We start from the raw sequence: 20539 nt of genomic DNA, 5'->3' as shown, positions 1-20539 counted from the left end.
TTCCGTGAGGCCAGATTGAACGACGACCAGCCAGAAAACAGCTCGCCCAATCCGGTCGAACGACCCGGGCTAGAATCAGCGATGCGGGGTGAGCTCTATCACATCCTGCGCGATCGCAGTTTCCTGAAATCTCCTACCTTGTCCAAGCTTCTGGCCTATCTGGTTTTTGAAACGATCAACGGCAATGGCGAAAAGCTGAAGAGCTATACCGTCGCCGTTGATTGCCTGGGCAAGAGCCCCGATTTTGATGCGAAATCGGACAGTTACCCTCGTGTCCAGACTATGCGGCTGCGAAAACTGCTCGAAGCCTTTTATTCAAAGAACCTGCCTTCGGATGGGCTGTGCCTATATATGGTCGCAGGGAGTTACAAGGTTCGCGTGGGCCCACCCGAAACGGCCTATCCCGAATTGTTCCGTCCGCTATCCACCAATCGCCCAACGCCATATCCAGTCATGGACGACGCGTCGGGGGAACCCGAACCAACACCGAAACCTGCTGAACCATTTGACGACGCTGAACCCAAAGTCGGGATAGAAATTGCCTCAATCCTCGCATTTTCTTTCGCAATTACGATGGTCGTCGCCGCCGCTTATTATTGGCTGAGCGGAATGTACCATTCGGACGTTGCCAGGGCCCAGCCGCCCAGGACAGCCGTTGCTCCCACCATTCTGGTCAACGCCATTCAATCATCGGATGACGCGGAAACCGTCGCTGCTGCCGATGACGTGTTCGCCGAACTGGTCGACGGCCTGAGACGTTCATGGGCCGTACGCATACACTTGCAGCAGGAAAAGGCGGATCAAGCCAGCCAGAAGGCCAAAGCGGATTATCAACTGCAGGCGAGGCTCGGCAAATTGCGGGAGGGCCGTCAACCGCTTTATCTGCGGTTGACCGAAACACGCTCATCTGAACTTGTTTGGTCATCAACCGCATGGCTGGAACCGGAAAAGGATGCACCGGCAAATTTAGGACCGAGCATCGCGCAACTGGCAAGCCCATTCGGGATCATTGCCAAGCGAGAAGCAGAGCGGACTGTGGACGACCATCAATATGGTTACGCCTGCCTGATGCGCTATGTCACTTATCTAAGGACCCAGGATCTCGCTATGAGGCCAGCACTTGATACGTGCCTGAAATCCTCGATTGACGATTCCCGATTGGATGCGGTGCGTCTGGCTATTCGAAGATTTTACTTGATTGAAACATCCACCCCGGAAAACAGGGCTGCCCGTTTCAGACAAGCCCAGGCCCTATCGTCGCGAGCGGTCGCGAATGAGCCCAAAGAAGCTTACACCCATTTTGCTGAAGCCCGCCTCCATTATGTAATGGGTCGATGCGAAGCCGGCAACGCGCACACGACCCACGCGGTTGAAGCCAATCCGTATGATCCGGTGCTGTTGGCGATCCTGGGTAATTTCGCATCGGAATGTGGAATGCCCGGTGCCGAATTACTGATCGATCAGGCTTTTGATCAGAGGACACCTGGCGAAACATTTTCACGGCTAACCCTTATCCTCGCAAGCATAAGGCGAAACGATCAGGAACGGCTGATTGCTCTATCCTCTTCCCCGGCAGACGGAATCAGTTTCAGCCCTGCTTACTATCATCTGTGCGAGGCTTTGATTGCTGCATCTCAAGGCAATACCGAGCGTGCAAAACCCCATTGGAACTCCCTCGCCAAAATCGTGGGAAGCCGTCCTGATGACCCCGAAGAAGTCTTGAATCATATCGTTGTTTCGCAGCAGATCCGCTCACGCATAATATCGTTCCTCGTGGCGCAAAAAGTGCTGGTTCAACCCAGTCAAACAGCTCAAAACCCCATGTAACACCCTTAACACCCGTTAACTTCTGTTACTGCGATATACTATATATAGTATTAAAACTGCCTGTAATGCATATATGTAGTATTTATATGCATGAGACGGTGTCAAACTGATAATCTGTCTAATTTCCTGCGAATGTAACGTCATGGAAGCGACCTGTCTCGTGGCTAAGCTTGTGCTGGTCCAGAGCTTGGCCCTGATGAGCAGTCCCGTTTCCTTATCTGCGCCGGCGCTACGCCCACACACATCAGCGCCGGCGCAGAGCACATTTTCCCAACCAGCAGCGGCGCAAGTCGAAATAGTTGATGCCACCTCAGACGTTGAACGCGAGGTGCAGGCAAAGCCGAATTCCCAAAACCCGCAAAGCCGGAACGCACCAAAATCCAAACGTCGGATCGTGTCAGACGGTGGAGCAAGCAAAAGTCAGGAATACTGGATCGTCGATTATCAATGAGCATTTTTACCAAAGCCACATTGCCGCAAGGGGCATATGTTGTCGCGCTGATCGGCGCGATGGGAGGCTTTGATAGCGTTGCCGCAGCTCAACTGCTCGCACCCAGCATCGATATATCCAGCCGAATCATTTCTGACGGCATCAGCGCATCCAACCCAAAGGCCATTCCGGACGCTGTCTTGGAATATGAAATGCGCGTTTCCAATATACCCAGCGACCTTGCCGAACAGCGCGGTCCGGTAATAGCAAACCCCGTTCCCGATGAATTGAGCCTCTTCGTCGGAGATATTGGCATGGGCAGCGGGCCCTTCGCCTATGAGCCTGCAAATGGCGGTAGCGGCTTCGACTGCAAATTTGAGTCGCTTTCCAACCCGGCAGATTGCGTCGAATTCTCAGATAATGGCGGAGCGAGTTTTGATTACAGTCCGACGCCTGATCGCGAAGGCTTTGATCCGAACATCACCCATGTTCGCTTTCGCCTAAAACCTGACATTCAGCCAGATCGACCCCAGACATCAAGCTTTATCCTGCGCTACCGGATGAGAATGGAGTAATGAAGATGCGCGAAATTCTGTCTCGCACTTTCGGTGGATTCCAGAAGAACAGCAGTCGCAAGCTTTCAAAGGCGACTGGCGAACAAACAAACTCGGAAACCACGATCGATGAAAAGAGTGCGGAAGATTATCGCACGTCGCCCCGCGATCGCACGATATTCAGAGCCGCAAGACTTTCCAGCCGCATCCACGATGTCGAAGGTCTTGCCATCGTTCGCAATATTTCGGAGGACGGAATGCAAGTCGAAACCAAATTGGGTTTCGAAAATGGCGAGCATGTCGCCGTATCGCTCGCCGATGGAGACCGGATCGAAGGCGAGGTCGTCTGGCAGGATGGCAACTCGTTCGGCATCAAATTTTTCGACTGGGTGTCAGTGGAGCAGGCGCTGAACCGCGGCTCGGAGACACCCCATGGCTTCAAGCCCCGCGCGCCCAGGATCGTCCTCGATCTGCCTGTCACCCTTCGGGTGGGCGGCTACCTCGCCGATGCACGGATCTGCGACCTTTCTCAGCGCGGAGCGAAGCTGAAGTTCGACCGCTTCCTTCCGATCGATACGCGCGTGCAAATAAGCTATGATGCACTGCGTCCGATTTCTGGCAGCGTCAAATGGCAAGCCAGCGACTCAATCGGCGTCGAGTTCCATCGCACTTTGAGCATCGAGGAACTGTCGAGCTGGACCGGTCGCTGACTTGAAATCCCGTCACGGCTGATTGATGGCGAAAGCCTCGGTCACCATGCGGCGTACTTCGGCATAATCCATCTTGCCGTTGGGTGCGCGCGGAACCTTTTCCACGCACAACAAATGGCGCGGGGCTTTATAGTGGGCCAGCTCACCGCGTACATGATCGACCAGTTCCATAGGATCAGCGGACATTCCTGGCTTTAGCGATGCCACCGCCGCTACGCGTTCGCCAAAACGCGGGTCGGGCATTCCGCACACCGCAGCATCGACGACCGCAGGGTGGCGCTTCAGCGCTTCCTCTACCTCTTCGGGGAAGACCTTTTCGCCACCAGTGTTGATGCATTGCGAACCGCGCCCGAGCAGCGTAAGCGAGCCGTCTGCATTCACCAGCGCCCAGTCGCCGGGCATCGACCACCGGCGACCTTCGATCTCGATGAATGTCGCCGCTGATTTCACCGGATCCTTGTAATAGCCGACCGGGATGAAGCCGCCGACCGCGACGCGACCCCTGATTTCGGATCCTGGTTCAACACGCCGGCCCTCTTCATCGAAAACGGCGCAATCTTCGCCCAAGGCAAATTGGGCCGTGTGAACCGTGTCGGCAGAGGTCATGACCGAAGATCCCAACCCCAACGCCTCGGACGAGCTGAAAGCATCCATCAATGCTGCCTGCGGCATATGACGCAGCAAGCCGCGCTTGTTTTCTTCATTCCACATCGCGCCCGATGAGGTGAAAAACAGCATAGATTGCAGGTTCCAGCGACCGGGCTCCGCATCCAGCGCATCGAGCAGCGGTTGGGCAAAAGGCTGGCCGACAATGATCATCCATGTTGCTTGCCACTTTTCAGCCAGGTCGAGTGTTTCAATCGCGTTGAAATGGTCAGGCCGGTTCAGCAGCACGGTTCCGCCGACGGAAAGCGCTGCAAAGGCAGAGAGCAATCCGGTGCCGTGCATCAACGGCGGCGCAATCAGCATGCGAACGGGAATGGGCATCGCCTTGGCCCTATCCCCGGCCTCTTCGGGACCTTTCATGGGTTCAAGACCGAGCAGCGGGTTTGCCCCATAGCCGCCTTTGCCGATCAGGTCTCCCTGCTGCCACATCACGGCCTTGGGCATCCCGGTCGTTCCGCCCGTGTAGATGAACATCAGGTCTTCGCTGCGGCGCGGACCATTACCCGTGGGTGCGTTTTCACAGGGGCGAATATCGGCATAGGAAACCGCCCAGCCGGGCAAGGGAAAACCGGGCCGCTCGATGGCTATCCAGCGTTTGACACCCGGCAAGCGGGAACGGATTGCATCGATCCGTTCCGCATAGACGGTTTCAAAGATGACCGCTTCGGCGTCGCCATTCTCGAATAGATAGAGCAATTCATCATTACCATAGCGGTAGTTCACGTTGAACGGCACCAGGCTGGCCTTGAACGCCGCATAGGTGCCGACAAGATATTCTGGGCAGTTGCGGGCATATAATGCAACTTTGGCCTGTCGGCCCAATCCAGACTGCACCAAATATTCCGCAAGGCCGTTGGCTGCTTCGTCGAATTCGCGCCATGACATGACATTGTCTTGCTGCACGATGGCAGGCTTGTCTGCGACCGCCTTGGCCACAGATTCCCACTGCGTTGCATATGTCCATTCGGTCATTTCGACACCGTCCTCCTCGTGATTCTCTCTCCGTGTAACAATGCCATCCTGTTCGAGAGTCGGACGGCTTGCAACAATTTGTCGAACCACGGCTTTTCGTGCGTCTTGACGTGCAGCCGGTTTTCGCCTTGTGCATCGTGCATGCGCTTCTTTTCCGACAACGCCGCTCCGGTTCACCCGAAAGTCTTGCAAGCCATTGCCGACGCCAATGTCGTCGATACCGCTTATGACGGCGATCAGTGGAGCCAGAAGCTCGACGCCGCTTTTTCGGAACTGTTCGAACGCGAGGTCGCCGTGCTTTGGGTGTCGACCGGTACTGCCGCCAATTGCCTGGGGCTGGCCTCAATGGTGCAACCGCATCAGGGCATCGTCTGCCACCGCGAAGCGCATATCGAGGTCGACGAGTGTGGCGCGCCGGGTTTCTACACCGGTGGTGCAAAGCTGATGCACCTTGAGGGCGAAGGCGCCAAAATCACGCCCGAAGCGGTAGAAGAATTGCTCGGCACGATCCGTCCGGATGTGCACCAGGTGCAAGCTGCAGCAGTTTCGATCACCAATGCAACCGAATATGGACTTGTTTACCGCCCAAACGAGGTAGCCGCCTTGGGCGAGCTTTGCAAAAGCAGGAAATTGGGTCTGCACATGGATGGTGCCCGTTTCGCCAATGCAATGGCCACCCTGGGATGCAAACCGGCGGATGTGACCTGGCGTGCTGGCGTTGACGTATTGAGTTTCGGCTTTGCCAAAAATGGCGGGATGAATGCCGAGGCGTTGGTCTATTTCGACCCCGAAATGGCCGATGCCGCCCGATACCGCCGGAAACGGGCCGGGCACCTGCTTTCGAAGGGGCGGTTCCTGGCGGCACAGCTGCTGGCGTTCCTCGAGGACGAGCTGTGGCTGGAAAATGGAAGGGCAGCAAATGCAGCGGCCAGCATAATCGCAGGGGCCGCTCAAGGCCGGCTTTTGCACCCGGTCGAAGCCAATGAGATATTCATCAGATTAACGGCGGCAGAAGCCGCCCAGTTGCGCGCCCAAGGATTTGACTTTTACGACTGGGGTGAAGGAGCTGCACGTCTGGTGACCAGTTGGCAGCATGAAGACGTCCATGTCCGCCCCCTCGCCGATGCCATAGCTGCACTGTGAATCGCGCCGATCCACCCACTCAGGCTTCGGATCAGAGCCTTTTGAACCCGCGCGTGGCGATCCCGTTCTTGGTGGTATCGCTTATCTGGGGTTCGACATGGCTGGTCATTCGCGACCAATTGGGAACTGTGCCTGCGAGTTGGTCAGTCTGTTACCGCTTTGCGGTCGCTGCCGTTGGCATGTTCCTGCTGTCTGCCATTACACGACAGTCGCTTCGGATTGACGCCAATGGCCTGAAATGGACGGTCCTGCTTGGGCTGATGCAATTCACGCTCAACTTCAACTTTGTCTATGCGGCCGAGCACCATATCACCTCCGGCCTTGTCGCGGTCATCTTCGCCTTGCTGATCGTACCCAACGCCTTGCTCGGCAAATGGTGGCTGGGGCGCGACTTCAGCCGCAATTTCATTATCGGTTCGCTGATTGCGAGCGCAGGTGTCGCACTGCTGATGGTGCAGGAATACAAGGCCGCTCCCGTGGGAGGACAAGAGGTAATCGTGGGAACCGCGCTCACCCTCATTGCCGTGCTCTGTGCATCGGTTTCGAATGTGATGCAGGTTGCACCCTCGGTAGGTCGCTTTCCAACGACGGCCATCCTTGCCTGGTCAATGCTTTGGGGCGCACTTTTCAATGCGGCATGGTCATTCATCAACCATGGCCCGCCAATCATCGAAATGCGCGCGGGCTATCTGGGCGGCGTCCTTTATCTCGGCATCATCGGTTCAGTCGTCACCTTCCCGCTCTATTTTGACCTGATACGCAAGATCGGCCCCGGCAAGGCGGCCTATACAAGCGTGCTGATACCCGTTGTTGCAATGCTGCTGTCAACGCTTTTCGAAGGCTATGCCTGGACCGCGCTGGCCGCTGGCGGGGCGATTCTCGCGTCAGTCGGCCTCGTTGTCGCGATGCGCACGCGTTAGACTCGCCAACCGCTCGCTTCCACGTTAATCTCCTCTACGGAGAGGAGAAATTCATGGAGCAGCTTAGTGGGCAGGATGCCAGTTTCGTCTATCTCGACACCCCAAATACGCCGATGCATATCGGCTCGGTCGGGATCTATGACCCGTCGACCGCACCCGGGGGGTTCGTAAGGTTCAAGGACATATTGGCGCACATAGAAAGCCGCTTGGACAAGGCACGCAGCTTTCGCCAGAAACTTGTCCGCGTTCCATTCGATCTCGACCATCCCTATTGGATCGACGATCCCAATTTCGACCTCGAATTTCACGTCCGCCACATTGCCCTGCCCCAGCCCGGCGACTGGCGGCAGTTGTGTATCCAGGTGGCGAGGCTGCACGCGCGCGGGCTCGATCTTTCAAAGCCGTTATGGGAGTTCAACATTGTCGAAGGCCTCGACAATATAGAAGGGCTACCCAAAGGTTGCTTCGCGCTGGTCGCCAAGGTGCACCATGCGGCGATTGACGGCATGTCAGGCGTCGAACTTTCCGCCGCGGTCCATGATATAGAGCCGGTGCCGGTCGACCGGACGAAGAAAGCAAAATGGAAGGGCGAAAACGAGCCCGCAGTTACCGAAATGCTGATGCGAACATGGCTGAATTCGGTAACCCAGCCCGTGAAGTTTGCCAAAACGCTGGCGCAGACTGTGCCAGGTGCAGCCCGGCTTATTCGCGAAGTCGCAGGGGGTGATGTATCGCTGAAAGGCGCGCGCATGGCGCCGCAAACTTTGCTCAACGGCAAGGTTGGGCCGCACCGCGTATGGGATGGCGTCGTATTCCAGCTTTCCGACATCCGGGCGATCAAGGATCGGATCGAAGGTGCGACCGTCAACGACGTGGTTTTGACGATCATCGGCGGCGGCCTGCGCAAATATCTGCTGTCGCGGAAGAATTTGCCGAAAGAGAGCCTGCAAGTCATGGCCCCCATTTCGGTGCGAGCCGAAGGCGAAAAGGAGGCGCTGGGCAACCTTGTTTCGGCGATGCTGGTCCAGATCGGTACCCAGATCGAAGACCCAATGGAACGGCTCGCCTGGGTGCGCAAAGAAGCCGTAAATTCCAAGGCGATGACCAACGCCGTAGGTGCACGCACCCTCACCGACTATAGCCAGTTCATCCCGTCGGGCCTCGCCGGGTTGGGCGCGCGGCTTTACACCAGGCTGGGCGTTTCAAACCTGCACTCGCCGGTGTTCAACTGCGTTGCCACCAATGTCCCCGGCCCGCGCGTGCCGCTCTATTTTGCCGGGGCAAAGATGGTGCGAATGATGGGTACCGGCCCTGTTTTTGATGGCATGGGCCTGATCAATACAATCTACAGCTATGGCCCCGAAATCGCGATTTCCTTTACCAGCGATCGAGACATGATTCCTGATCCCGCCAATTACGCGGCGGCGCTGCGCGAATCCTTTGACGAATTGCTGCGAGCGATGCCCAAGGCAGAGGTGAAGGCGAAAGAAGCTGCTCCAGTCAAGGCCAAGCCGGCAACAAAAGCGAAGGCAGTGAGCGCGAAACCCGCGGCTGCCAAGCCAGTCAAAAAAGCCGCTGGCCCGAAAGCAAAAGTGCCAAAAGCGAAGACACCAGCGAAGCCCAAGGGCAAAGCCAAAAAATGAGGGACCCCGGCAATGCCGGGACCCCCTTCAAATTCCACAATAGGTTATCAGTGGCCGCTGGACGGATAAAGCAGGCTGCGAATGCCGCCACGCTCAAACGGTTTCCATTGGCCCTCTTCCTGAGCCAAGCGATCCGCAATCGCCCAAAGCACGGTCGGGTTGACGCCCAAGCCGCAATGGCTGCCTTTCACTTCGATATTGTCGGTATGCGGCGCCTTTGGTTCACGGCTGTTCTGCCATGCAACAATACCATCTTGCTGCGAGTAGATTGCGGTCGAAGGTACGGGTGGAACATCATGGCTTTCGGCCAATTGCGCCTGCACATCGGGGTCATCAATCTTGTGACCCGTAAGCATCTGGTAAGCCCGCCACGCATTGGTCGATTTGGGGCTGCCAACAATGGGTGAACCCAATGAAATCACCTGCCGCACCATATCCGGGCGACGCCGCGATAATTGACGCGCAAGCGTTCCGCCAAGCGACCAGCCGACAAGGCTGACTTTGCGACCGGTTTCGGCATGGATCTGCTCCAGCCGCGCGATCAAATGCTCGCCATTATGTCCGATGGCCTTGGGGCCAAGATTGCGGCCAAGTTCCCAATGAAATGCGTTGTAGCCCAGTTTGTCGAGATAGGTTTGCAGCGGCTTCATCGAAAATTCGGTGGCCATGAAACCGGGGAGCAAGAGCACCGGATGGCCATCGCCTTTGGGCGCTTGCATCAGAAGCGGGCTGGCCCAGGTCATCGAACCGAACTCGGCCATGGCACGGGGAAACTCGGTCAGCGCGAGAAACAGCGAGGGACGCGACACGTCTTCAATAGCGGCAGTTGCCAAAAGCATTCTCCTGCGAACTTTATGCCGGTTCTGCGCCGGATTTATCGCAGGAGGCTGACCTAAGCGGGAGTCGCCGTCAATCCGCTTTTTCACCTAAGCTGTGTAACAATGCGGTAAGCCCTTGTTTATAATCAGGATAGTCGGGCTTCCATCCGAGCAGTCGCTGTGCCTTGAGGTTAGAAACCCGGCGGTTTTCCGCATAAAATGCCGCCGCCATGGGTGAAAGCTGCGCCTCTTCAAGCGTTTGCAGCAACGGGGGCTGCATCCCCAACAGGGTGCAAGCAAACTCTATAACGTTATTCTGGCTGCAGGGCAGATTGTCGGCCAAATTGTAGATGCCGCTTGGCCCGGCAAAGCTGGCAACTATGCCCGACACAATATCGTCGACATGGACGCGGCTGAAGACCTGGTCTGGAATATCGATACGATGCGCTTTTCCTTCGCGCACCCTGTCCAGCGCGGAACGCCCTGGGCCATAGATGCCAGGCAAGCGAAACACTGACACATCATCACGGAGCTTTTGCCATTCGAGATCCGCCGCGGCGCGTGCGCTACGCCGACCACCACCAATTGGCGCGGTTTCGTCGACCCAGGCACCGCCCGTATCGCCATAGACACCGGTGGAGGAGAGATAACCGATCCACTTGGCAGGCGCAGCTTGCAGCGCGCTGCCATAACGTTCCAGCACCGGATCGCCACCTTCGCGCGCGGGCGGGACCGAAGAGAGTATATGGGTGGCATTTGACATGGCGGCCATCACACGCTCATCATCGTCGAAGCGAAACGCGCCCATGACTGCGCTGCGGCTTGTGCCCACCACTTCCCAACCGAGCTTGCGCAAATGTTGCGCCAAGCGGCTGGCTGTATAACCCATTCCAAAGATCAGCATCTTTCCCGTCATGCCCCGTCTCTCCAATCTTGCAGTGCCAGCGTCAAGCATGTTGCCAAGCACAAGGGGCAATGCGAAGAGAGCGCCATGGAGAGCCCAAGCCAAGACCCGGTCGAAATCGTGCGCAGCCGCCTGCTGGCAGGGGTGCCGCACGGCTTTTTCGGTCGCAAGGGCGGCGTATCCGATGGTATCCATGCTGGCCTAAATGTGGGGCTAGGGTCTGACGATGACCGCGAAGCTGTTCTGGAGAACCGCCGACGAGCTGTGACGGCGGTTATGCCTGGGGCTGAGCTGGCAACCGTCCATCAGGTCCATTCCCCCGATGTTGTCACCGTGAACGAGGTTTTACCAATCGATGCGCGTCCGCACGCCGATGCGATGGTGACCGACCGGCCGGGCATCTTGCTCGGCATCCTGACCGCAGATTGCGTTCCGGTGCTGTTTGCCGATTTGCAAGCTGGAGTGGTTGGGGCCGCGCATGCCGGATGGAAAGGCGCGATCACCGGCGTCACCGACAATACGCTCAATGCGATGGAGGCTTTGGGGGCTGATCGCGCGCGTATCGTCTGCGCCGTTGGTCCATGCATCGCGCAGAAAAGCTATGAAGTCGACGACGGCTTTTACCGACGCTTCGTTCAGGAAGCGGACGAGAATGAGCGTTTCTTTGCCGACGGCAAACCCGGCCATTGGCAGTTTGATATCGAAGGCTATGTCGCCGCGCGGCTGGCCGAGGCCGGGGTGACCAAAGTCGAATGCTTCGGCGAAGACACCTATTCGCAGCCCGATCGCTTTTTCAGCTATCGGCGTAGCTGCCATCGCAGCGAACCCGGCTATGGGCGCGAAATTTCTCTGATCGGATTGCGGGGCTGATGTGAAAGCAAAAACCGGGGGACTTTGGGGCGGGATTGCTGTTTTCCTATTGATGCTGCTGGTCGGACCGCCCGCATCTATGGCGGCACCTGCATGGCATGTCGCCGCGTTGACGGTTCTGATGGCCATTTGGTGGATGACAGAGGCTTTCCCGCTAACCGTCACCGCATTATTGCCTTTCCTGGCCCTACCGCTGATGGGGATCCTGAGCGCGGGCGATGTCGCCAAGGAATATTATTCGCCGATCCTGTTCCTGATACTTGGCGGCGCATTCATCGCGCTGACAGTTGAACGCACTGGGATGCATCGGCGCATCGCGCTCTGGATACTGGGCTTTGCCGGCCAAAGCCGGTTCGGCCTCCTTCTCGCCTTCATGGCAGCAACCGCTTTCATCTCGATGTGGATTTCCAATACTTCGACGTCGCTAATCATGATGCCCATCGCTTTGGCTGTGTTGGGTGCCGGCGGCGTAAGGGAAGAAGACACTAACGGCATGGCGGGTGCATTGGTACTCGGTGTTGCCTTTGCAGCTTCGCTGGGCGGGCTAGGCACATTGGTGGGTTCGCCGACCAATCCGATTGCGGTTGGCCTGATCGAAAAGCAGGTCGGCATGGATATCAGCTTCGCCGATTGGTCTTCGTTCGGTATCCCGATCCTGCTCGTCGCGGTGCCGATGGCTGCGCTTATTCTCGCCAAGGTCCAGAAAATCGAAGCGACCGAATTCGATCCGAAAGCGGCGCGCGCAGCTATAGGCAAGCAGGGTGATTGGACCACAGCGGAAAAGCGGCTTTTGCCGGTGATCCTGTTGGCGATAGCGCTTTGGCTAGCACAGCCACAGCTCGAATCCATCCTACCGAAAGGTTCGGTCACGGACGGCTCGATTGCGATTGCCTGCTCGCTACTGCTGTTCCTCCTTCCCGATGGCAGCGGCCGTCCGTTGCTTGTCTGGAAAGAGGCAGACCGCGCGCCTTGGGGCGTGATCATGATGTTCGGGGGTGGCTTGGCGCTCGCCGCCGGGATCAGCGAATCCGGGCTGGCCGATTGGCTGGGCGAAGCGTTGAAACCGCTCGCGGGCGTGCATCCATTGATCATAGCAGCGGCGGTCACGGCGCTCGTTATCCTGATTACAGAATTTGCCAGCAACGTTGCTACTGCAAGCGGGGTGATGCCCGTGGTTGCAGGGCTGGTTGCGGCAACAGGGTCCGATCCCTGGCTGCTTGCAATGTGTGCATCGGTCGCGGCGAGCTGGGGCTTCATGATGCCTTCGGGAACCGGTCCGAATGCCATTGCATGGGCCACCGGCCATGTCGCGCTGCCAAGGATGTTGAGGGCTGGCTTGCTGATCGACCTTTTTGGCGTGCCGTTGATCGTGGGTGTGGTCTGGTTCGTCGCAACCTTCCATTGAAGGCGCGCAATTTAGTTTCAAATGAAACAAATATTGCTAAGGTCGGCATCAAGGAGATTGATGCATGACCGAACCACGCCGCAAGGGTAAATCACCGATCAAGAAAATCGGCGGTCGCACCCTCAAACCTTCGACATTGATGATGGGGCATGGCTTCGACCCAGTGCTATCCGAAGGCGCGCTCAAGCCACCTATCTTCCTGACATCAACCTTTGCATTTGAAAACGCGGCCGCGGGCAAGCGCTTCTTCGAACATATTACTGGCAAACGCAAAGGGCCCGCAGACGGCCTCGTCTACTCACGTTTCAACGGACCCAATCAGGAAATCCTGGAAGACCGCCTCGCGGTATGGGACGGCGCCGATGATGCGCTGGTGTTTTCCAGCGGCATGTCCGCGATTGCTACGTTGTTGCTTGCGCTGGTCAGCCAGAATGACGTGATCGTGCATTCGGGTCCGCTCTATGCGGCGACCGAGTCCTTGATCGCGCGTATCCTCTCGCGCTTTGGCGTTTCTTTTGTCGATTTTCCCGCTGGAGCCAATCGCAAACAACTCGATAAGATTCTTGTCGAGGCGCAAAAACTGGCCAAGAAAAAGGGTGGGAAGGTCGCGCTGGTCTATCTCGAAAGCCCTGCCAACCCGACCAACGCCCTAGTCGATGTAGAGGCGGTCCGCGCTGCACGCGATGCCGCTTTCCCGGGTGAGCAAAAGCCGGCTATTGCCATCGACAACACCTTCCTCGGCCCGCTCTGGCAGCAACCGATCAAGCAGGGCGCAGAACTGGTTGTTTACAGCCTCACCAAATATGCAGGCGGGCATTCGGACTTAGTGGCAGGCGGCGTCTGCGGTAGCCAAGCACTGATCGATACCATCCGTCCGATGCGCAACACCATCGGCACAATCTGCGATCCCAACACTGCATGGATGTTGCTCCGCAGCCTCGAAACACTCGAACTGCGGATGACGCGCGCGGGGGAAAATGCGGCAAAGGTCTGCGCTTTCCTGAAAACGCATCCAAAGGTTGTCGGCCTTGGCTATCTGGGAATGATCGACGATCCTGCGCAGCAGGATATCTACAACCGCCATTGTAGCGGCGCCGGCTCGACCTTCTCGGTCTTTATCAAGGGCGGCGAGAAGGAGAGCTTTCGCTTCCTTGACGCACTCAAGATCGCAAAGCTGGCGGTCAGCCTGGGCGGAACCGAGACCCTCGCCAGCCATCCGGCCGCGATGACCCACCTGTCAGTTCCTGAGGAACGCAAAAAGGCATTGGGCATCACCAACAACCTGGTGCGCATCTCGATCGGCATAGAGGACCCGGATGATCTGATTGCCGATTTCAAACAGGCACTCGACCAGGTTTGATAATCAGGTAGCGGGGTCGCCGTCGCGCCAATCGAGGATCTGCCATCCCTTATCCCGCGCCAGCCGTTCTAGCGGCGGGTGTGGGTTGGTGGCAAAGGCTTCGTCGGCAAATGAGAGCAAGGGAGCATCGGACACATGGTCTGAATAGGCGCGGATATGGCATTGATTCCGTTCCAGGCCTACTTCCGCCATCCATGCTTTCACTCGGTCGAGCTTGGCTTCATCATAGCAGTTATGGCCATCGATCCGCGCGAGGACATGGCCGCTATCATCGGTGGCGAGTTCGGTTGCGATGACATCGTCAAACCCCAGCTTGGCGGCAATCGCTTCGACATATAAGCGGTACGATGCAGTCGCGATCACGTGGCGATATCCGTCCGACTTTTCCGCATCGATCCGCCATTTCGCCTCTTGATAGACATTCTTGCCAAGCACCAGGTCGGCATGGCGTTCAAGATGGCGCGCAAATTGGATGCGGGGAACCTTGCGACCAATCAACAGGCTCTGCGAAAACTGCTTCAACTGGCTCCGGCTCCAGATTTTCAGCGCATAGAGCATCAATCCCAGTGGCAAGACAGGAAGCATCAGCAGCCGCCATGGTGACTTGTTCCAAGCCATATGCATCAGGAAGCCATTATATGTGGCCCTGCGTGTAACTGTCTTGTCCATGTCATAGATCGCGATGCGGATCTTGTTTTCCCTGTCCATGCCCCCAGCATAAGGCGCGTTCCAAATTTGCAAAGCCTTCACCCTTGTTATGCGTGCACGAATGCGCCTATCATCGGGTAATGGCGCAACCTGCTGACTTTACCGAAGAGCAATTGCCCGATGGGGGGACAGCGCTGCGCTTCTCCGGTGCGCTCGCTATAGCCAGACTGGGCGATTTGGACGAACGACTACGCGCGGTTTCGGCAAATGTGACACAGGTCGATATTTCACAAATCGATCATATCGACACCATCGGTGCATGGCTGGTCCACCGGACCGCGCGCGATCATGGGGCCGAAATCACGGGTGCGGATTCGGATGCGCAGAGATTGATCGCGGCAATCGAAGGTGCCGATGATGTTGCAACAGCGCCTGCGAAGGGTTCTCCCGCACTGTTCGTGCTCCATGAACTAGGTGCAGCGGTCATCAGCACTGCCCGGACCTTTGTGGAGTTTATCGCTTTCATCGGCCAATGCGTAAAAGGCGCACTCAACCTGATCCTGCATCCGGGGCGTTTGCGATTCCACGCGATTGTGCAGCATTTCGATACTGTCGGCGTGCGCGCATTGGGCATTATCGGCCTGATGAGTTTCCTGATCGGTATCGTGATTGCGCAGCAAGGCGCGGTGCAGCTCCGTCAGTTCGGCGCTGAAGTTTGGACGGTGAACCTTATCGGCCGCCTTACCATGCGCGAACTCGGCGTGTTGATGACCGCCATCATGGTCGCAGGCCGATCGGGCTCGGCCTTTGCCGCGCAGATCGGCACGATGAAGATAACCGAGGAAGTCGATGCGATGCGCACAATTGGTGTCGTGCCAGTTGAAGCGCTTGTCCTGCCGCGGATCATCGCGACAGTGATCATGATGCCGCTGCTCGGGCTTTATGCATCACTTGTGGCTATAATCGGTGGAGGGCTGTTCTGCTGGCTCACACTCGACATTCCGCCCGCCACTTTTGTACAGCGTATTCGCGAAGTGACGCCCTTGACCGACTTTTATGTCGGCATGGTCAAGGCCCCGGTCTTTGGCGCAATCATTGCGCTGGCGGGTTGTTTCCAAGGTATGCGCGTGCATGGCAACTCGGAAGAGGTTGGTCGCAAGACAACTGCTGCCGTTGTTCAGGCAATCTTTCTCGTCATTGTGCTCGATGCCTTCTTCGCGGTGTTCTTCACCGAAATCGGGTGGGACTGATGGCGGAACAAGAATCCGTTATCTCGGTTCGTGGCCTGCGCACCGCTTTTGGAGCACAGGTCATTCACGACAATCTCGATCTTGATGTTCGCAAGGGCGAGATTTTGGGTGTTGTCGGTGGATCGGGCACGGGCAAGTCTGTGCTGATGCGGGCAATCATCGGCTTGCAAGAGCCCGAGGCTGGCGAAGTCAGCGTTTTCGGCACGCCGATGCGCGGCAGGGAAGAGGATGAAGCGTTTGAAGTCCGACGCCGTTGGGGCGTGATGTTCCAGGGCGGTGCGCTGTTCTCGACGCTGACCGTTGCGGAAAATGTCCAGGTGCCGCTGCGCGAATTCTATCCGCAGATCGACAACCAGTTACTAGATGAAATCGCCCGGTTCAAAATACATCTGAGCGGACTTCCGCCAGAGGCTGCGTATAAATATCCGTCAGAATTGTCGGGAGGGATGAAGAAGCGCGCAGGCCTCGCCCGTGCACTCGCCATGGATCCGGAATTGCTGTTCCTTGACGAGCCGACTGCGGGGCTTGATCCGATCGGTGCGTCGATGTTCGATGAGCTTACCCGCAATCTGCAGGAAACATTGGGCTTGACCGTATTCCTGATCACCCACGATCTGGATACGCTTTATGCCATCTGCGATCGGGTCGCCGTGATTGCAGACAAAAAGGTTATCGCAGTAGGCAAGATCGACGAATTGCTGGCGACCGACCACCCATGGATACATGACTATTTCACTGGCCCGCGTGGTCGTGCCGCACGGTTGGGCCACGAAAGACAGAATGGGTAAAATGGGAATGGGCATGGACAACCAACGCCGGGAAGGGCCATAAGGCACGTAATGGAAACCAAATCGCATTATGTCCTGGTTGGTGCCGTCACGCTTGCACTGCTTGCCATTGTGGCGGGTTTCACCGTCTGGCTCGCGCGGATCGGCGATGGCGCGAAATCGGAATATGATATCTTTTTCCAGCAATCGGTGAACGGAATTGCCAAGGGCTCCGGCGTCACTTTCGCAGGTGTACCCGTAGGCCAAGTGCAGGATATCAAATTGTGGCGTCCCGATCCGGATTTCGTTCGTGTGCGTATCGCCATCGATTCCGACACAGCAATCTTGCAAGGCACTACGGCAACCATCAGCGGGGTCGGCTTTACGGGCGTTTCCGAGATCCAGCTTGATGGCGCCATCAAAGGCGCGCCTCCGATCAGCTGCCCCGAACAGAATCCTAAAAGCCTGTGCCCCGCAGGCCGCCCTGTAATCCCAACCAAGCCCGGCGCACTTGGCGAAATCCTGAACAATGCACCGTTGCTGGTCGAACGTCTTTCGACACTGACCGAACGGTTGAACATCGTCCTTTCCGACAAGAACCAGCAATCGATCGAGCAAATCCTCAACAATGTGGAAAGCCTGTCCGGTTCTCTGGCAACGCAAGCCCCCGATCTGCGCGCTGCCATCCAGGAATCGCGCGTCGCGCTGAACAAGGTTGGAAATGCTGCAGAACAATTGTCCGGCCTGACGGCAAGCGCGAACACATTGCTCGATGCCGAGGGCCGACCGATGATGGCCGAACTGCGCAAGACTTTGCGTTCTGCAAATGGCAGCCTTGCCGCGCTGGAGACATCGCTCAACAATGCCAATCCCGCGCTGGAAACGTTGAATTCGCAAACGTTGCCCGAGGTGAACCAACTTGCCCGGGATTTGCGGAGGCTTTCAGCATCGCTGCAGTCGGTAACCGAGCGTCTCGACCAGCAGGGCATTGGCGGAATTGTTACCGCACCAAAATTACCCGATTACGAACCGGGCAGGAGCAAATGATGTCGAAATTTGTTTCGATCCGCGCTGCGAAATCGATCGCACTAACTGTTGTTGCAGCGGCTGCGCTTTCGGGCTGCGTCAGCTTTGGCAGCAAGGCGCCCGCGTCGCTTCTGACCCTGTCTGCAGACGCAAGTGTCGCGACTGGTGCTAGCAAAAGCGGATTGGCGAAAGATGCGTTGGTAGTCCTGACCCCGGAAGTGCCGCGCAAGCTCGATACCAATCGCGTGCCAGTGCAAATCGATGCCGGGAATATCGCCTATCTCAAAGACAGTGTCTGGACCGACAAGCCAGCCATCCTCGTCCAGCAATTGCTGGCCGAGACAGTAGCGGCGAAGAACGGCACATTGATACTCAACGAAGTCGAAACTGCGGGCAAGGCAGAGCGCTATCTGTCCGGTCAGTTGGTTGAATTCGGCGTCGATGAAGCCAGCATGGAAGCGGTCGCCATTTTCGACGCCGTCCACATCCGCAAGGGTGGGTCAATCGAGAAGCGCCGCTTCGAAGCGCGCGAAGCTATGGGGGAAATAAAGCCCCGTCCGGCGGGTGAAGCGCTCAACAGCGCAGCGAATAAAGTGGCCAGCGACGTCGCGGCCTGGCTGGCTGCTCTCTAATCAGCCCAGGCTTTGGCTGGCTCCAAAGCCTTCGGGTTCCGGCCACTCTTCGCTCGAAATACCCAGAATCTTAAAAAGGCTGCCCATGCCAGCGGGCTCAACCAAGCGTTCGCGTGCCGCCAGGATCTGCTCGGCTTTTTCCGGTTGGTTCGTGCAGAGAGACTGAGCTCTCGCATCAATTCCGAGAGCCTTGAGCCATTCGCCCTGCTCCACCGGGCCGTTCACACGAAGGTGACGCATACGGGCGAGATTGGCGAGCTCCACGAAATTGACATGTGCGGTCAAATCATGGTGCCCCGGATTTTCAAACGGATCGGCAAACTGGTGCGCACGGACAGCCTGTAGTGTGCTGCCAATGCCGGGCATGGTATATCCATAATCCGCGATCAGCATTGCTCCACCTTGAGAAGAGATACGTCCAGCGAGTTCATACATGATGGCACTTGCCGCCGGGCAGGTTTCGTAAATGCTCGGACTTGGGGCATTGCGGAATTCTGGCGGGACCAGTTCGTCCATCGGATGCATTCCGGGCGTCGCCATGAACTTCATGCCTTGATTGCGCACGACCACACGTTCGCGCCAGCCGGCATGGGTCGAAACCATCTGCCTTACGGGCAAGGCATCGAAAAATTCGTTGGCAACGATCAGCAAGTGGACATCGTCAGGCAGATCATCGACCGTCGATGAAAATTGTGCGCCGGGGACAGCATTCGACTGTAACTGCCGCAAAGCTTCGCTGGTTTCGACGAAATGCGCATGTGGCGCGAAACCGAATTGGCGCATTGAACGCAGCGCATCAGCGGCCAGAGTGCCCCTGCCCGGCCCCAATTCCACATAAACGCAGTTGTCAGGTCGCCCGGCGCGGATCCACATATCGGTGAGCCAAAGTCCGATGAGTTCTCCGAACATCTGGCTGATTTCGGGCGCGGTTATGAAGTCTCCTCTGGTACCGAGCGGATCACCTTTGCCATAATAAGCCTCGTTCGCAGCGCGCATAAAGTCTGCGACGCTGATCGGTCCTGTTTGCTCGATCTGCTTGGCGAGCAAGGCCGCCAGATTGGTTGGATCAGGCGACACTGCCCGCACCGGCGACAGGTTCGACCCGCTGGCGACGACCCTTTGCCGTCAGTACCAGGAACAAACCAATCAACAGCATCGGAACAGTCAGCCATTGCCCCATGCTCAGTCCGGTCTGTTCGACAACATGCTGCAGATGCGCATCGGGCTCTCGGACAAATTCAATCATGAACCGCGCCGCTCCGTAGATCAGCGCTGCCATGCCGAAAAGGAAGCCGGGCTTGTACCGGGCATCCGTCTTGAAAAAGAGCGGCCACAAAATGGCTGCCATCAGCAAACCCTCAGCCCCGGCTTCGTACAATTGGCTGGGATGGCGGGGCAGATCGCCGCCATTGGGGAATATCATGCCCCATTTGACATCGGTGACACGCCCCCACAATTCGCTGTTCGCGAAATTGGCGAGGCGGACAAGGAACAGCCCAAAAGGAACGCAACAGGCAATGTAATCGCAAACGCGCAGGAACGAGAGATTATATCGACGCGCGAGCAACCAGATGGCGAAAATCGTACCAAGAGTGCCACCATGCAGCGACATTCCGCCTTCCCACAGCTTGAATATCTCAAGGGGGGTTGCGAGCATCCCTGGCTGGTAAAACAGGATATAACCGATGCGCCCACCCAAGATGATGCCAAGAGTTGCGTATAAAATCATGTCGTCAGCATGCTCGCGCGACATTGGCGAACCGGGCTTGCGGATCAACTTGGTGAGCCACCAGTAACCGAGCAATATCCCGAACAAGTATCCGAGCGAATACCATCTCAATTCGAATATTCCGAGATCGAGAGCCACAGGGCCAATGCCCAAATCGGTGAATTTCATATACTCACTGGCAGCGGCGGCCGCGGTTGCAATGTACAATTTGCATCCCCTTTTGGATTTGCGGCACTATATAGCCAAAAGGGAAACATAAAAAAGA

Annotated in this window: 19 protein-coding genes; 13 read left to right on the top strand and 6 right to left on the bottom strand. The window is 57.1% G+C overall.

Translation table 11 applies throughout. From position 1 onward, the window contains the following. The first annotated feature begins 15 nt into the window (after positions 1–15). From ACFSAG_RS11645 to ACFSAG_RS11635, 3 genes are all read left to right on the top strand, one after another. Positions 16–1827, top strand: coding sequence for a tetratricopeptide repeat protein (locus ACFSAG_RS11645; protein WP_381514937.1), 1812 nt, complete (start codon positions 16–18; stop codon positions 1825–1827). Positions 1828–2274: 447 nt separating this feature from the next. Further along, positions 2275–2832 carry a hypothetical protein gene (locus ACFSAG_RS11640; protein WP_381514934.1) on the top strand — a complete coding sequence of 186 codons (558 nt, stop codon included), beginning with the start codon at positions 2275–2277 and terminating at the stop codon, positions 2830–2832. A 5-nt stretch (positions 2833–2837) separates the two neighbouring features. Then, positions 2838–3521: a PilZ domain-containing protein gene (locus tag ACFSAG_RS11635; RefSeq protein ID WP_381514931.1), complete on the top strand. Its 684-nt coding sequence runs from the start codon at positions 2838–2840 to the stop codon at positions 3519–3521. Positions 3522–3533: 12 nt separating this feature from the next. On the opposite strand, the gene ACFSAG_RS11630 is transcribed toward ACFSAG_RS11635, so the two are convergent. Continuing rightward, positions 3534–5159 (bottom strand): AMP-binding protein, encoded by a 1626-nt coding sequence (locus tag ACFSAG_RS11630; RefSeq protein ID WP_381514929.1) that lies wholly within the window; start codon positions 5157–5159, stop codon positions 3534–3536. Positions 5160–5300: 141 nt separating this feature from the next. Here ACFSAG_RS11630 and ACFSAG_RS11625 point away from each other — a divergent pair, with 141 nt between their 5' ends. From ACFSAG_RS11625 to ACFSAG_RS11615, 3 genes are read left to right on the top strand one after another with little or no spacing between them, the layout of a single operon-like run. Then, on the top strand, positions 5301–6302 hold the full coding sequence (locus ACFSAG_RS11625; protein WP_381514926.1) for a threonine aldolase family protein: 1002 nt from the start codon (positions 5301–5303) through the stop codon (positions 6300–6302). Beyond that, the gene (locus tag ACFSAG_RS11620; RefSeq protein WP_381514924.1) at positions 6299–7222 is read left to right on the top strand and encodes a DMT family transporter; all 924 of its coding nucleotides are present in this window, start codon (positions 6299–6301) and stop codon (positions 7220–7222) included. Before ACFSAG_RS11625 ends, ACFSAG_RS11620 begins: the two co-directional genes overlap by 4 nt. Positions 7223–7275: 53 nt before the next feature. Beyond that, complete coding sequence (locus ACFSAG_RS11615; RefSeq protein ID WP_381514921.1) at positions 7276–8865, top strand: WS/DGAT/MGAT family O-acyltransferase; 1590 nt, start codon at positions 7276–7278, stop codon at positions 8863–8865. 47 nt (positions 8866–8912) lie between these two features. Here ACFSAG_RS11615 and ACFSAG_RS11610 read toward each other — a convergent pair whose 3' ends face one another. Beyond that, positions 8913–9698 (bottom strand): esterase/lipase family protein, encoded by a 786-nt coding sequence (locus tag ACFSAG_RS11610; protein ID WP_381514918.1) that lies wholly within the window; start codon positions 9696–9698, stop codon positions 8913–8915. A 76-nt stretch (positions 9699–9774) separates the two neighbouring features. Then, the gene (locus tag ACFSAG_RS11605; protein ID WP_381514916.1) at positions 9775–10599 is read right to left on the bottom strand and encodes an SDR family oxidoreductase; all 825 of its coding nucleotides are present in this window, start codon (positions 10597–10599) and stop codon (positions 9775–9777) included. 75 nt (positions 10600–10674) lie between these two features. On the opposite strand from ACFSAG_RS11605, the gene pgeF reads away from it, so the two are divergent. From pgeF to ACFSAG_RS11590, 3 genes are all read left to right on the top strand, one after another. Next, on the top strand, positions 10675–11457 hold the full coding sequence (gene pgeF, locus ACFSAG_RS11600; RefSeq protein WP_381514914.1) for a peptidoglycan editing factor PgeF: 783 nt from the start codon (positions 10675–10677) through the stop codon (positions 11455–11457). 1 nt (position 11458) lies between these two features. Then, positions 11459–12862, top strand: a complete 1404-nt coding sequence (locus tag ACFSAG_RS11595) for an SLC13 family permease (protein WP_381514911.1) — start codon at positions 11459–11461, stop codon at positions 12860–12862. A gap of 64 nt (positions 12863–12926) precedes the next feature. Further along, on the top strand, positions 12927–14222 hold the full coding sequence (locus ACFSAG_RS11590) for a cystathionine gamma-synthase family protein (protein WP_381514908.1): 1296 nt from the start codon (positions 12927–12929) through the stop codon (positions 14220–14222). A gap of 3 nt (positions 14223–14225) precedes the next feature. On the opposite strand, the gene ACFSAG_RS11585 is transcribed toward ACFSAG_RS11590, so the two are convergent. After that, the gene (locus ACFSAG_RS11585; RefSeq protein WP_374613084.1) at positions 14226–14930 is read right to left on the bottom strand and encodes an HAD family hydrolase; all 705 of its coding nucleotides are present in this window, start codon (positions 14928–14930) and stop codon (positions 14226–14228) included. 80 nt (positions 14931–15010) lie between these two features. On the opposite strand from ACFSAG_RS11585, the gene ACFSAG_RS11580 reads away from it, so the two are divergent. Genes ACFSAG_RS11580 through ACFSAG_RS11565 form a run of 4 tightly spaced genes read left to right on the top strand, consistent with a single transcriptional unit; the run spans position 15011 to position 18545 of the window. Continuing rightward, positions 15011–16120 carry an ABC transporter permease gene (locus ACFSAG_RS11580; RefSeq protein ID WP_381514906.1) on the top strand — a complete coding sequence of 370 codons (1110 nt, stop codon included), beginning with the start codon at positions 15011–15013 and terminating at the stop codon, positions 16118–16120. Further along, on the top strand, positions 16120–16908 hold the full coding sequence (locus ACFSAG_RS11575; RefSeq protein ID WP_381514903.1) for an ABC transporter ATP-binding protein: 789 nt from the start codon (positions 16120–16122) through the stop codon (positions 16906–16908). The genes ACFSAG_RS11580 and ACFSAG_RS11575 overlap by 1 nt, the downstream gene beginning before the upstream one ends. A gap of 51 nt (positions 16909–16959) precedes the next feature. Then, complete coding sequence (locus ACFSAG_RS11570; protein WP_381514900.1) at positions 16960–17934, top strand: MlaD family protein; 975 nt, start codon at positions 16960–16962, stop codon at positions 17932–17934. Then, a complete protein-coding gene (locus ACFSAG_RS11565; protein WP_381514897.1) occupies positions 17934–18545 on the top strand; it encodes an ABC-type transport auxiliary lipoprotein family protein in 612 nt (203 codons plus the stop codon). Before ACFSAG_RS11570 ends, ACFSAG_RS11565 begins: the two co-directional genes overlap by 1 nt. Here ACFSAG_RS11565 and ACFSAG_RS11560 read toward each other — a convergent pair whose 3' ends face one another. Together ACFSAG_RS11560 and lgt are read right to left on the bottom strand one after the other, a co-directional pair. Further along, on the bottom strand, positions 18546–19622 hold the full coding sequence (locus ACFSAG_RS11560) for a class I SAM-dependent methyltransferase (RefSeq protein WP_381514894.1): 1077 nt from the start codon (positions 19620–19622) through the stop codon (positions 18546–18548). It abuts the gene before it with no gap. Then, a complete protein-coding gene (lgt, locus tag ACFSAG_RS11555) occupies positions 19612–20442 on the bottom strand; it encodes a prolipoprotein diacylglyceryl transferase (protein WP_381514891.1) in 831 nt (276 codons plus the stop codon). Before lgt ends, ACFSAG_RS11560 begins: the two co-directional genes overlap by 11 nt. Positions 20443–20539 lie beyond the last annotated feature (97 nt).

This window comes from Sphingorhabdus buctiana (assembly GCF_042680825.1).
In the GTDB taxonomy this organism is placed as follows: domain Bacteria; phylum Pseudomonadota; class Alphaproteobacteria; order Sphingomonadales; family Sphingomonadaceae; genus Sphingorhabdus_B; species Sphingorhabdus_B buctiana.
This window is presented reverse-complemented; position numbering and strand designations above follow the sequence as displayed.

Coding starts and splice junctions, on each gene's coding strand:
- ACFSAG_RS11585 (WP_374613084.1), bottom strand. CDS start 14,930: ATGGACAGGGAAAACAAGATCCGCATCGCGATCTATGACATGGACAAG.
- ACFSAG_RS11635 (WP_381514931.1), top strand. CDS start 2,838: ATGCGCGAAATTCTGTCTCGCACTTTCGGTGGATTCCAGAAGAACAGC.
- ACFSAG_RS11580 (WP_381514906.1), top strand. CDS start 15,011: ATGGCGCAACCTGCTGACTTTACCGAAGAGCAATTGCCCGATGGGGGG.
- ACFSAG_RS11630 (WP_381514929.1), bottom strand. CDS start 5,159: ATGACCGAATGGACATATGCAACGCAGTGGGAATCTGTGGCCAAGGCG.
- ACFSAG_RS11625 (WP_381514926.1), top strand. CDS start 5,301: ATGCGCTTCTTTTCCGACAACGCCGCTCCGGTTCACCCGAAAGTCTTG.
- ACFSAG_RS11575 (WP_381514903.1), top strand. CDS start 16,120: ATGGCGGAACAAGAATCCGTTATCTCGGTTCGTGGCCTGCGCACCGCT.
- ACFSAG_RS11570 (WP_381514900.1), top strand. CDS start 16,960: ATGGAAACCAAATCGCATTATGTCCTGGTTGGTGCCGTCACGCTTGCA.
- ACFSAG_RS11640 (WP_381514934.1), top strand. CDS start 2,275: ATGAGCATTTTTACCAAAGCCACATTGCCGCAAGGGGCATATGTTGTC.
- ACFSAG_RS11590 (WP_381514908.1), top strand. CDS start 12,927: ATGACCGAACCACGCCGCAAGGGTAAATCACCGATCAAGAAAATCGGC.
- ACFSAG_RS11615 (WP_381514921.1), top strand. CDS start 7,276: ATGGAGCAGCTTAGTGGGCAGGATGCCAGTTTCGTCTATCTCGACACC.
- pgeF (WP_381514914.1), top strand. CDS start 10,675: ATGGAGAGCCCAAGCCAAGACCCGGTCGAAATCGTGCGCAGCCGCCTG.
- ACFSAG_RS11565 (WP_381514897.1), top strand. CDS start 17,934: ATGTCGAAATTTGTTTCGATCCGCGCTGCGAAATCGATCGCACTAACT.
- lgt (WP_381514891.1), bottom strand. CDS start 20,442: ATGAAATTCACCGATTTGGGCATTGGCCCTGTGGCTCTCGATCTCGGA.
- ACFSAG_RS11605 (WP_381514916.1), bottom strand. CDS start 10,599: ATGACGGGAAAGATGCTGATCTTTGGAATGGGTTATACAGCCAGCCGC.